The 14242-nt window shown below is 43.5% G+C and carries 6 protein-coding genes; 5 read left to right on the top strand and 1 reads right to left on the bottom strand.

All coding sequences use genetic code 11. The features are described from left to right. Positions 1-19 precede the first annotated feature (19 nt). From uvrA to ACKWCA_RS12205, 4 genes are all read left to right on the top strand, one after another. Positions 20-2851 (top strand): excinuclease ABC subunit UvrA, encoded by a 2832-nt coding sequence (gene uvrA / locus ACKWCA_RS12220; protein WP_413978483.1) that lies wholly within the window; start codon positions 20-22, stop codon positions 2849-2851. 55 nt (positions 2852-2906) lie between these two features. Next, positions 2907-3593: an LOG family protein gene (locus tag ACKWCA_RS12215; protein WP_413978482.1), complete on the top strand. Its 687-nt coding sequence runs from the start codon at positions 2907-2909 to the stop codon at positions 3591-3593. After that, positions 3594-6446 (top strand): gluzincin family metallopeptidase, encoded by a 2853-nt coding sequence (locus ACKWCA_RS12210; protein WP_413978481.1) that lies wholly within the window; start codon positions 3594-3596, stop codon positions 6444-6446. Between the two features lie 160 nt (positions 6447-6606). Beyond that, entirely contained in the window at positions 6607-9018 is a 2412-nt protein-coding gene (locus tag ACKWCA_RS12205; protein ID WP_413978480.1) for an alpha-ketoacid dehydrogenase subunit alpha/beta, read from the top strand. Positions 9019-9040: 22 nt separating this feature from the next. Here the strand turns inward: ACKWCA_RS12205 and ACKWCA_RS12200 are convergent, their stop codons facing one another. Beyond that, positions 9041-11821, bottom strand: coding sequence for a M16 family metallopeptidase (locus ACKWCA_RS12200; RefSeq protein WP_413978479.1), 2781 nt, complete (start codon positions 11819-11821; stop codon positions 9041-9043). Between the two features lie 132 nt (positions 11822-11953). Here ACKWCA_RS12200 and ACKWCA_RS12195 point away from each other — a divergent pair, with 132 nt between their 5' ends. Continuing rightward, positions 11954-14212: an aminotransferase class III-fold pyridoxal phosphate-dependent enzyme gene (locus tag ACKWCA_RS12195; RefSeq protein ID WP_413978478.1), complete on the top strand. Its 2259-nt coding sequence runs from the start codon at positions 11954-11956 to the stop codon at positions 14210-14212. Positions 14213-14242 lie beyond the last annotated feature (30 nt).

Here is a 14242-nt window from a genome sequence, read left to right as displayed (position 1 = left end):
TGCAACTTTGCTTTGAAAGATGATCAATTACGAAGAAAATATAGAAGTCAAAGGTGCCCGTGTTCATAATTTAAAGAACATCGATGTTACGATTCCTAGAGAGAAACTAGTAGTTATTACCGGTTTGTCCGGTAGTGGTAAATCATCTTTGGCGTTCGACACGATATACGCAGAGGGCCAAAGACGGTACATCGAGACCTTTTCGGCCTATGCCCGACAGTTTTTGGGAGGGTTGGAACGACCTGATGTCGATAAAATCGACGGCCTCTCACCCGTCATCGCTATTGAACAAAAAACGACGTCCAAGTCGCCACGTTCAACCGTAGGAACTATTACGGAGATCTATGATTTTCTACGTTTGCTCTTCGCAAGAGCCGGCGATGCCTACAGTTATAACACAGGTGAAAAAATGGTCAGCTACAGTGATGAGCAAATCAAAATGCTGATCAAGACCGATTATGATGGCAAAAAGGTCAATGTTCTGGCCCCTGTGATCAAATCGAGAAAGGGGCATTATCGCGAACTCTTCGAGCATATTGCAAAACAGGGTTTTGTCAAAGTGCGGGTTGATGGTGAGGTCATCGATATTGTCAAGGGAATGAAAGTAGACCGCTACAAAACCCATGACATCGAAATCGTCATCGATCGCCTAAAAGTCAGCGACACCGAAGAGACTGACAAGCGCTTAACCGAAACCATTCATACGGCGATGTACAGCGGTGATAATGTTTTGATGGTTTTGGAAGAAGGCGCTGAGGAAGCACGCTATTTCAGTAGGGATTTGATGTGCCCTACAACTGGTATCTCCTACCCCACTCCTGAACCGAATACGTTCTCCTTCAATTCCCCAAAAGGGATGTGTCCGCATTGTAACGGACTAGGGCATGTATACGAAGTCAATGTGCAAAAAATATTTCCCGATAAAAAGAAATCCATCAAGAATGGTGGTATTGCACCTTTAGGCGAATACAAAAAATCGTGGGCTTTCAAACAAATTGAGACCATAGCTCAACGCTACCAATTTGAACTGACCGATCCCATTTCCAAAATTCCAGATGCGGCTATGGAGGTGCTATTGAACGGCGGAGTGGAAAATTTTGAGGTCGATTCGAAAAGTTTGGGAGTTAAACGAACCTACAAAATAGACTATGAAGGGATATCCAACTTCATTAAGAGTCAGTTTGACGAGGCGGCGTCCACCTCGATCAAGCGCTGGGCCAAAGAGTATATGGATCGGATTTCTTGCCCTACTTGTAAAGGTACGCGACTACGCAAGGAATCACTGAATTTCAAGATATACCAAAAGAATATCGCGGAATTGGCCCATATGGATATTGCCGAGTTGGCGGATTTTTTCACCGAGTTGGATGGGAAACTTTCTGGAAACCAATTTAAGATCGCTGAAGAAATTTTGAAGGAAATCAGAACGCGCATCCAATTTCTATTGGATGTAGGGCTCGATTACCTATCGTTAAATCGCAGTTCGAAATCCCTTTCTGGTGGTGAAGCGCAGCGCATTCGATTAGCCACCCAAATCGGATCTCAGCTAGTTGGTGTATTATACATTTTGGATGAACCCAGCATTGGACTCCATCAACGTGACAATGGGCGTTTGATCCAGTCACTTGAATCGCTAAGGGATATTGGCAACTCGGTCATCGTCGTAGAGCATGACCGTGATATGATAGAACGCGCCGATCATGTTATCGATATTGGCCCAAAAGCAGGTCGACACGGAGGCGAAATCATATCTCAAGGCCTTCCGAAGGAATTGATTCTAGAGAACACACTTACTGCCGACTATATTACTGGTAAAAAAGAAATCGCCGTGCCCAAAAAAAGAAGGAAGGGTAATGGAAAGAAAATAGTGCTATCGGGTTGCACTGGTAATAATCTTAAAGATGTGACCATTGAACTCCCGTTGGGTCAAATGATCGGGGTGACCGGCGTTTCAGGTAGTGGAAAATCCACCTTGATCAATGAAACCCTCTACCCCATTATGAATGCCCATTACTTCAATGGGGTAAAAAAGCCGATGCCCTATAAAAAGATTAAGGGACTCGAGCATATCGATAAGGTCATCGATATCAATCAGAGCCCGATCGGGCGTACGCCAAGGTCGAATCCGGCAACCTATACCGGGACCTTTAGCGAAATTCGCTCTCTTTTTGCCAAAACTCCAGAGGCCGCCATACGAGGGTACAAACCAGGTAGGTTTAGCTTTAATGTGAACGGCGGACGCTGCGAGACCTGTCAAGGGGGCGGACTTCGGGTCATAGAGATGAATTTCTTGCCGGATGTCTATGTGGAATGTGAGACCTGCAATGGCAAAAGGTTCAATAGGGAAACCTTGGAAATACGATACAAAGGAAAGTCCATAGCCGATGTATTGGAAATGACGATAGATGAAGCTGTTGAGTTTTTTGAAAATATCCCTAAGATCTATCGGAAGCTCAAAACCATTCAGGATGTCGGGCTGGGGTATATCTCGTTAGGGCAACAATCGACTACCCTTTCAGGTGGTGAAGCACAACGTATAAAATTGGCCACCGAACTGTCCAAGAGGGATACGGGCAATACGTTTTACATTTTGGACGAGCCCACCACAGGTCTTCATTTTGAAGATATTCGTGTACTAATGGAAGTTCTTAATCGTTTGGTAGACAAAGGAAATACCATTTTGGTCATCGAACACAATATGGATGTCATTAAAATGACCGATTACATCATCGATATCGGCTATGAAGGTGGACGCGGCGGAGGAAATGTAGTGGCCAAAGGTACGCCGGAACAGGTAGCAAAAGACAAAAAAAGCTATACGGCAAAGTTTTTGATAAAAGAATTGAATTAAGCGACATTTAATTTGAGGTGGAATCCACTCAAGAAAGTGTTCACAAAAAATAAGTATGAGAAAAGAGCAACATCACAAAGGATGGAATGAAATCAAAACCAATGATTCTTGGGCTTTGTTCAAGATTATGGGCGAGTTTGTAAACGGGTTTGAGCGTATGAGCCTCATAGGCCCATGTGTTTCCATCTTCGGTTCGGCTCGCACAAAAGAAAACGCTCCTTACTATCAATTGGCTGTCGATATCGCACAGAGTATTGCAGAAGCCGGTTATGGGGTGATTACCGGAGGTGGCCCTGGAATAATGGAAGCCGGTAACCGTGGGGCGAATTTAGCGGGCGGCACCTCAGTAGGATTAAATATCGATCTTCCGTTTGAACAGCACGACAACCCATATATTGACTCCGATAAGAGTTTGGATTTTGATTATTTCTTCGTACGTAAAGTGATGTTCGTTAAATATTCCCAGGGGTTCGTGGTCATGCCAGGTGGTTTCGGTACGTTGGATGAACTGTTTGAGGCGATTACCCTCATACAAACCCATAAGATCGAGCGATTCCCTATTATCCTAGTAGGTACCGAGTTTTGGAACGGATTGTTCGATTGGGTGAAAAACACCATGCTCAATGCCGGTAACATTAGCGCTGAAGACCTTGACTTGATCAAACTGGTAGATACGAAAGAAGAGGTGGTTGCGATTATCGATGCCTTTTATAAGGGACATGCTCTCAGTCCTAATTTCTAAATGGGCGGTCACAAAAAAATAAAATTATGCTACGGCATATTTATCATAGCACTACTGCTACCCTTGGGCGAGTTATGCGGTCAACATATCAATTTGGTGAATGCTACGCTAAATGATGACACCCATGAGTTGTCCATACAGCAAGAGTTCACCTACAACAATACTTCAAAAAAAACGCTTGATACCCTTTACTTTAATGATTGGGCGAATGCCTATGCCGATAAAAATACCGCTCTCGCCAAAAGTTTTACAAGGCAATTCAAAAAAAGCCTTCACTTGGCCAAGGACACTGAAAGAGGGCATACCGAAATATTGAGCATTGTAGACTACGATTACAAAGGGGTGCAATGGGAACGTATGTCAGGCCAGGATATTATTGGAATACAACTGAATCAACCCTTATTGCCCGGTGCATCGACCCATTTGTTCATTACCTACAATGTAAAGCTTCCCCCTAACAAGTATACTCCTTATGGATATACAGGGAATAAGGAATACTACCTGAAAGATTGGTATTTGACACCTGCCATGTTCGATGGAAAATGGCACCTGTATTCCAATAAAAACCTTGAGGATCTCTACACGGACATCACGGACACCAATATCAATTTGGTCTACCCTGATAGTCTTTACCTATCCTCTAATTTCAGGAGCTCGGGGAATGCCCAGTTTCCAAATGGGCAACGCATACAACTCAATGCAAGCCGACAGAAAAACTGTGAAATCATATTGAGTAAGACCAAACGCTTCACCACTCATATCACACCTTATGCAACTGTCGTTACGGATATCAACGTAAATAAGTATGACCCTGTTTTACAAGGTATTTCGATCAACAATGTGGTAAAGTTCATTTACGAAAACCTCGGTAAATATCCGCACCCTAGATTATTGGTGAGTGAAATAGATTATAATAAGAATCCGTTGTACGGAATCAATCAATTACCCTCTTTCATTAGGCCCTACGACCCTCAGTTTCAATTTGAGATGAAGTTCTTGAAAACCGCCCTGATCAACATTCTTGAAGAAACGCTGTATCTAGACCCTCGAAAAGAGCAATGGCTGGCCGATGCCATAGCCAATTACCTCATGATCGCGTACGTGGAAGCGCACTACCCCAATCAGAAGCTTTTAGGAAAACTGGCAAAGATATGGGGAGTGCGTAGTTTCAATTTGGCAAAAATGGGTTTCAACGAGCAGTATCCCTTTTTATACATGCTCACGGCAAGACGAAATTTAGATCAACCCCTTATTACCTCTAACGATTCATTGATCCGGTTCAATCAAAAAATCGCCAATAAATATAAAGCTGGCCTAGGTCTCTCCTATTTAGCCAGTTACGTCGGTAAAGAAAAAGTAGACGAGAGTATCAAGACCTTCTATAAGTTTTACCAATTGAACCGTGTGAAGGTGTTGGATTTCGAATCGATTTTGAAACGTTCCGCCGATCAAAATATCGATTGGTTTTTCAACAACTATGTGTATTCTGATCGTCGCATAGACTACAAAATCAAAAAAGTGGAAAAGGACAACGACTCGTTAACCCTTACGATCAAGAACAAAGAAGGAACCGTCGTACCCATCTCTTTATTTGGTTTAAAAAATGACTCGGTTATCTCAAAATATTGGTTTTCGGGAATCGAAAAGGAAAAAAAATTCACTATTCCCCGAAACGGGGAAGAACGTTTGGTGCTGAACTATGACCAAAAAATACCAGAATTTAATCAGCGTGACAACTGGAAATCATTAGGGGGCTTTTTCTCCGGCAATAAAAAATTGAAGCTTACCTTTCTTCAAGATTCCGAAAATCCGTACTTAAACCAGGTTTTTTATACGCCGGTACTCGAGTTCAACATTTACGATGGATGGACACCCGGTATGCGACTCCATAATAAAACCTTGTTGGAGCGTCCTTTTGTATTTGATGTTTCGCCATCCTATTCCTTTCGTGAGCAGGCTTTTGTGGGCAGCGGTAGTATTTCATACCGAAAATACCTCAGTAAAACAGGGTTATATGTTGCCAACTATCGTCTCGGGGGGTCTAGCAGGCATTTCAATGTCAACTCACGCTACTCCACTTTCACCCCTTCGCTCAGTTTCGGTTGGCGTCCTGATTTGATATCGAACAAACGTCAGTCACTTTCGTTCAGATACCTGAACATCTTCAGGGATATTGATCCGAGTTTAACCGACATACGAAATGATCCCGAAAATCCCGATTACAGCGTATTCAATGTGCGGTACGCCAATATCGACAATAACATCATTAACTTTAAATACACCCTACTCGACTTCCAGTATGGTGGGGATTTCACTAAACTATCCGCACAATTTGAATACCGTTGGCTTTTTCAAAGCAATCGCCAATTAAATCTCCGTTTTTATGGAGGAAAGTTTTTGAGGAACAAAACCAACTCTGACTTTTTCAGTTTTGCTTTGGACCGACCAACCGATTATCTTTTTGATTATGGATATTTGGGTCGGTCTGAGGACTCCGGTATCTACAGCCAGCAGATCATTATCGCTGAAGGTGGTTTCAAATCTTTTCTTGATGAGCGCTATCGCTTTGCCGACGATTGGATCGCTACCGCCAATGCCAGTGTGAACCTATGGCGTTGGATAGAATTGTATGGCGACATAGGAATGGTCAAAAATAGAGGGCTGCGAGAAAAGTTTGTTTATGACTCAGGTATTCGCCTTAATTTGGTCACCGATTATTTCGAACTGTATTTTCCATTGTATTCGAACAACGGATGGGAAATTGCAGAACCCGATTATGGCGAAAGAATACGGTTCATCATCACCGTAAGCCCTAAGACCCTGCTCGGTCTCTTCAATAGAAAATGGTTTTAGTCAATTGAAATATTCTTAAAATTTTACCAAAGTTTTGCGCAATCATCAATCATTTGATGTTTTAAGGCGATTTTATTGACAAATGTCTAACGAATATGCCCAATCGGTGGTTGCAAAAAACAAAGTCGTTGCGTATTTTTGCAAAAACTTCAAGTGCTCCATGGATATATCACCACGAACCAGTAATGACATTTCTTTCGATGATTTTAGAGCACAGATTCTTAAAGATTACAAAACCGCTTTTTTAAGTAGGACGTGTAGTCTCATCGGTCGAAAAGAAGTGTTGACCGGTAAAGCAAAATTTGGAATCTTCGGTGATGGCAAGGAACTACCCCAATTGGCAATGGCCCGATCCTTCAGAAATGGTGATTTCAGAAGTGGGTACTACCGTGATCAGACGTTCATGATGGCCCTAGGCCTTCTGACCCCCAAAGCCATGTTTCATGCGCTATATGCCACAACCGATATGGAAAAAGAACCGATGAGCGCCGGTAGGCAAATGATAGGACACTACTTGACGTACAGTCTTAACGAAGATGGATCGTGGAAAGACCTCACCAAACAGAAAAATACTGCTCCCGATATTTCATGTACGGCTGGGCAAATGCCCCGATTGCTAGGTTTGGCCCAAGCCTCGAAAGTATACCGTGAACTTAAGAACATCGATTCAGCTAAATTCTCCGTCAACGGAAATGAAGTTGCTTGGGGAACTATAGGTAATGCCAGTACAAGCGAAGGAATGTTCTTTGAAACCATCAATGCCGCAGGAGTACTTCAAGTGCCTATGGTAATCAGTATTTGGGACGATGATTACGGAATTTCGGTTCCTCAGGAGTACCATACGACCAAAGAGGATATCTCAAAAGCCCTGGAAGGATTTCAACGTGATGAAGCACAGCCCGGATTCGAAATATTAAAAGTAAAGGGCTGGGATTACACGGGATTGATGCACGCCTATGAAAATGCTTCCGATATTGCCCGTGACGAACACGTACCTGTACTTATACACGTTACCGAATTAACGCAACCGCAGGGCCATTCCACTTCCGGTTCCCATGAACGCTATAAAAGTGAGGAGCGCCTCAAATGGGAAACGGAGAACGACTGTAATAAGCGATTTAAGGAATGGATCATTGAGTCCGGTATTTCCGATGAAGAGGAACTCAATGCTATAGAACTGGAAATAAAAAAAACCGTTCGTGCCGCAAAGAAGGAAGCATGGGCCGAATACTTGGAAGCGCATCTCGAACAAAAGAGAATACTGGTACAGCTCTTAAATAAAGCAGCAAGCACGAGTCAGAACAAAGCCTTTATCACCAAACTCACCAATGATCTTCAGGCAATTGAAGAGCCCATTAAAAGAGACTTGGCGGCCACGGCAAGAAAGGCGCTGAGATATCTTCTAGGGCAGGACTCCGTTGAGAAAAAGAACTTGCTGGACTGGACAAATGGGTTCTTGGAAAAAGAACAGCCCAATTATAGTGATCATCTGTACAGTGAGAACGCAAATAAGGCAACGAACATTGCTGCTATACCACCTGAGTATAGCGCTAAAGTAAAAGTAGTGGACGGGCGCATGATTTTGAAGGATAATTTCGACGCCTTATTCCATAAGTATCCCGAGATATTGGTCTTTGGTGAGGATAGTGGGGCAATAGGTGATGTAAATCAAGGGCTTGAAGGACTACAAGAAAAACATGGAAAACTTCGTGTTGCCGATACGGGTATTCGAGAAACGACAATTATAGGTCAAGGATTAGGAATGGCCTTAAGAGGTTTACGACCTATTGCGGAAATTCAGTATTTGGATTATATTTTTTACGCGATGCCGACGCTCACCGATGACGTAGCAACGATACGCTATCGTACAGTAGGGAAACAAAAAGCACCATTAATCGTTCGAACAAGAGGACACCGTCTTGAAGGTATATGGCATTCCGGTTCTCCTATGGGTGGATTGATACATGTGCTCCGTGGCATGTACATTCTATCTCCTAGGGATATGACACGGGCGGCCGGCTTTTATAATACATTGATGAAAAGTGATGAACCCGCTTTGGTCATCGAAAGCTTGAACGGTTACCGTTTAAAAGAGCGGATGCCGAACAATCTCGGAGAGTTTTGTACCCCTATTGGAGTGGTAGAGACTATTAAAACGGGGGCTGACATTACCTTGGTTTCCTATGGTTCTACACTGCGTATCGTAATGGAGGCGGCGAAAGAGCTTCAAGAAGTCGGTATTGATGCTGAAGTCATCGACGCCCAATCCCTATTACCATTCGATATTGAACACGATGTCGTAAAAAGTGTCCAAAAAACGAATCGATTGTTGGTCATTGATGAAGATGTTCCTGGCGGATGCTCGGCCTATTTGCTCAATGAAATTATTGAAAAGCAAGGTGCGTACCGCTATCTTGACAGTGCACCACAAACCTTAACGGCCAAAGCTCACAGACCGGCCTATGGCTCCGATGGGGACTATTTTTCAAAGCCGAATACAGAAGATGTTTTCGAAAAGGTATATGCCATCTTAAATGAGTCAGATCCTGAGGAATATCCCAATTTAAGATAGCACGCACCTATAGAAAATAGCTTTAATTTTTCAATTCCTCCTTTTGTTCCTTCATGGCAGGGTTGATCGGATTACCGTCCGCATCGATTTCGATAATATTATCAAAGCCAAGTTCATCTAGTTTACTAGCGATCTTAGCTCGGTCTCCGACCATAAACCAATTCATAGCCTCGGGGCGGACGATTTTCTTACTAACCTTCTGCACATCAGAGGTCGTTAAACCACGTACATTGGTATCATAACTTTGATAATAATCATCTGGAAGACCGTAATTCACGAGCGTAGAGACCGAACCGTTCACTGAGGCGTTGGTTTCCCACTGGCCGGGTAATTTCAAAATCTGGTTCGTCTTTACCTTTTCAACTTCCTCCTCTGTCGCTGGACGGCCCGAAACGAAATCCGAAATTTCCTTTCTGATTTCCGTAACCGACTCTGCTGATTTATCCGTTTGAACCGAGGTATACACCAAAAACGGACGCTCTTGTTTGGTATTCAACACGAGCCCTCCAGCACCATATGACCAATGTTTGTCTTCCCTGAGATTCATATTTATCCGCGAAGTGAAGTCCCCTCCGAGAATACTTACCATTTGTTCCAATGCGATTTCAGAGACCTCTCCATACTTGTCGGTCAAATGGCCCGCGATGATTACGGACTGCTGTGACTCAGGTCTGTTCATCAAGTACAAGGTATTCTTTGAATTCACTTGCGGGGTCTTGAAGGATATGGAAGGAACATCGGCTTTTTTCCAGCGCCCTAGCTTTTTCTCAAGTTTGGATTTCAAATCTTTCATTTCCACATCGCCCGTGACCACCAGGGTAGCGTTATTCGGTTTGACCCAAGTATTGTAAAATCCTAAAACATCTTCGCGGGAAAGCTTTTCTACCGTATGCTCATATCCTGTGCCTGTATATGGATTGCTATACGGATGTCCTTCTCCGTACATATACTTATTCATAACCCTCAGCGCCATTGAAAAAGGTTGTGATTTTTCACGCTTTATACCATTGATCTGTTCCGCTTTGAGTCGATCAAACTCCTTTTCAGGAAACGAAGGATTCATCACAACATCGGCGAATACATCTAAACTCGCCTCTAAACTCTGCTTTAGGGTATTCAGATAGATGTTTGAATTGTCCTGATTCGAAAAAGTAGATAAACTCGCTCCCAAAAGCTGTAGTTGTTCATTGATCTCCAAAGAGGTCATTTCCTTGGTACCTTCATCTAATAAATTCATTGCCAATGACGCTGTACCTGGGCTGGCCAGAAAGTCGGTCTTATACCCTGCATCGAACATCAGGTTCATGACTACGGTCGGGACTCCCGTGCGTTTGGCAAGAACAATATTTAGGCCGTTCGAAAGTTTCTCCCGCTGTAGCTCTGGAAACTTCGAGTTCTTAGGGGTACCTAACTCCGGTAGTTTTGAACGGTCTACTGTAGATTCCGAAACGGTATATTCCGGAAAGGGATTGCAAATGATCGTATGCTTTCCACGAGTCAACCATTTTTGAGCGGTCTTTTGCACGTCGGAGGGAGTGGCATTTTCTATGTACTTTAAAACCGTTTTATAGTATGCGGCGTCTCCAAAATAAGTCTCATTGGATGCCAAAATATCGGAAACACCTCCAAAGCCACCGATACGCTCCAGTCCTTTGATGAATCTCGAAAAATAAGCAGCCTTCACTCGTTTCAATTCGGCTTCGGTAGGCCCTTCGGCAATCAACCGCTCAATCTCTGTCTCCAACGCCTTTTTAACTTTATCGGCATCTTCACCGGCCTTCACATTGGCCCATGTCACGAAAGTACTCGCGATCTCACTAGACCCTTGATAAGCCACTACGGAACTTGCTGTTTGGTCCTCATATACCAGTTTTTTGTACAGTCTTGAATTTTTGCCATCAGTCAGTATGGCCGAAATTAAATCAAAGTGTAAGTCCTCCCTATCCCCGAACTGAGGCGTATTCCAAGCAAAAAGAATACGTGTTTCCGGAACCCGATCCTCATATACCTCGTAGGTATCTCCCTGATGTACGGGAATGTTCACCTCTTGTCGGGCAATGGTAGGCCCAGAAGGAATATCTCCAAAATAGCGTAAAACCTTTGCGTACACTTCCTGAGGGTTGATATCTCCGGCAACCGCTACTACAGCATTCGCAGCACCATAATAGGTTTTGAACCACTCTTGCACATCTTCCAAAGAAGCTGCATTCAAGTCCTCCATTTCGCCGATAACCGTCCAAGAATACGGATGCCCTTTGGGGAACATCGCCTTCGTCAACATATTTCGCTGTCTCCCATAAGGTTGATTCTCACCTTGTCGCTTTTCGTTTTGAACAACACCCCGTTGCTCATCCAGTTTCTCTTGATCTATAGCGCCCAATAAATGACCCATACGATCCGATTCTAAAAACAACACCTGATCGAGCGCGGAAACCGGCACGTTTTGAAAATAATTGGTACGATCCGAATTGGTCGTTCCGTTCAAATCGGTACCTCCGATTCGCTCCAGCGCCTGAAAGTAGTCGTCATCGAAATTCTCGCTCCCGTTGAACATCAGATGCTCAAATAAATGGGCAAAACCACTTTTTCCAGGCTTCTCGTTTTTTGAACCTACATGGTACCAGACGTTTACGGCAGCGATGGGCGCCTTATGGTCTTCATGAACCAACAGTGTTAAACCGTTGGGCAGCACAAAGCGTTCATATTTGATATCTATTTGATCGGCCTTGAATTCAAAGCCTTGCCCATTGTGTTCCTGAATGGCAACCAAAGAGAGAAGTAAGGTGATGATTAATTTTTTCATGATTGATGATTTTTGATGAATATATAACTCTAAATATACTAAACTGCACTAATTTTTCATCTCCATTCTGAAAATATCCTTCCTACTTCAGTTCATTTAAGCTAAGTTTGGTCTAGAGAAATTTGCGTATTTATGGGTCTCAAAAGTATGTTGGCCAAACACTATGGCCTCGAAGATTGTGAACTGATTACCTTAGAGGGCTACGATAGTGTCAATTATAAAGTGAACTGCCCACAAGGTACTTTTGTATTGAAACAATACCCCTACTCGGATGAAACGCTACAATTGTTATTGGGAGAGCAATTGATACTGGAGCAGGTGGCGCAGTTAAAGAGCTATAACTTTCCGAAAGGTATCCCTACGGGAAGTGGAAAATCCATCTTGGTAGAAGAAAACGAAATGTACCGCCTCCTATCTTTTGTAGAAGGGGAATTCCTAGGAGATGTACCCCATACCCGGGAGCTCTTGTATTCCTTCGGAACGTTCCTCGCAAAAATGGATGTCGTTACGGTACCGCTGTATTCACCGGCGATTGCCGCGAAAGAAACGCAGTGGGACCTGCGCCACTTCCAATCCAATTATACCTATCTACAATATATTCCAGATTCCAAAGACCGAAATCTTGTAGATTATTTCTTTTTACAGTTCAATGAGCATGTACTGCCCATAGGTTCTCGATTGCGAAAAGGCATTATCCATAACGACGGCAATGATTGGAATGTACTTACTCAAAATGGCGACGTAACTGGGATTATTGACTTTGGGGATATGTGCACTACTTGGGTAATCAATGAAGTTGCTGTGGCGCTGACCTATGTGATGATGAACAAAGAAGAACCGCTTAAAGTCGCTGCACCGCTCATCAACGGATATCAGAACATAAGGCCCCTGGAAACACAGGAAATCGATGTGCTATACTACCTCATAGCTGCAAGACTTTGTACCAGTGTCTGCAATTCGGCCTATGCCAAAAAGCAGAAACCTAATTCCGAGTATATCACGATAAGCGAAAAACCGGCGTGGGATCTTTTGAAAAAGTGGCTTACCATTAACCCGCTCAAGGCAACCAATACTTTTAGAGAGGCGGCTAACCTTGCCCTACTCCCCAAAAAGTCCCTGGAGCAACAATGGACAAGAAGAACAGCATATTTGAGTGGAGCCCTTTCCTTGAGCTATACTACTCCCATTCAAATGCACCAGTCGGCATTTCAGTATATGTATGACACTTCCGGAAATACCTTCCTAGACGCCTACAATAATATCATGTTGGCCGGACATTGTCACCCTAAAGTGGTTAAGGCCGGGCAACGACAAATAGCGAAACTGAATACCAATACCCGGTATTTATATGAAGCCTTATTAACCTACAGTGAGCAACTACTGAATAAGTTTCCCGAAAAATTGAACAAGGTCTTTCTCGTAAATTCAGGTAGTGCCGCTAGTGATCTGGCCATTCGAATGGCGATGACCCATACAAAAAAGGCCAAGGTCATGGTGTTGGAGCACGGCTATCACGGCAATACAAGAATGGGCATTGATATCAGTCATTACAAGTATGATCATGAAGGTGGGCAAGGCAGGCAAGACCATATTATTCAGACCGAAATGCCCAAGGTTTTCGGTTCCGGATACGACGATAATGGTACCGCCGGCGATTATTTCGCTACACGGGCCAAAGGTCGCATTGCTCAAAATGAAAATGAAATTGCGGCTTTTATTGCAGAGCCTATTGTGGGATGTGGAGGTCAGGTACCCTTGGCCAAAGGGTATTTGAAGCAAGTCTATTCCGAAATTCGCAAGCAGGGAGGTATTTGTATCAGTGACGAAGTCCAGGTAGGTTTTGGTCGCCTGGGAAGTCATTTTTGGGGTTTTGAAATGCACGAGGTAGTTCCTGATATGGTTATCATAGGGAAACCGATGGGCAATGGTCACCCAATTGGTGGGGTAGTAACCACCGCTGAGATCGCTGCTTCCTTTGACAATGGACTGGAATTTTTCAGCTCCTTTGGTGGAAATCCGGTATCGTGTGCCATTGGTCAAGCGGTTCTGGACGTTATCGAAGAGGAATCATTGCAAGCCCAAGCCTTGGATGTAGGTACACATTTGACCAAAAGTCTTCTACAGCTTCAAAAACGACATAGCCAAATTGCCGATATACGTGGTAGTGGTCTTTTTTTGGGTGTGGAATTGGTAGACCAAAATGGTCTTCCGCATACAAAATTGGCCGCAAGCATAAAAAATGGACTTCGTGAAAAATTTATTTTAATCAGTACGGACGGACCTTACGATAATGTTCTCAAAATCAAGCCTCCCCTGAGTTTTACTAGGCATGATGCAGATATGCTTGTACAGGCTATAGATCAAGTTCTTATGCAAATTCAAAAAAAATAGATACTTTAGCTTCCGTTAACCACACGACTT

Origin of the sequence: Maribacter corallii (assembly GCF_047345415.1) — a bacterium.
Lineage (GTDB): Bacteria > Bacteroidota > Bacteroidia > Flavobacteriales > Flavobacteriaceae > Maribacter_C.
The sequence above is the reverse complement of the archived record's forward strand: the minus strand, read 5'-3'. Positions and strand labels throughout refer to the sequence as shown.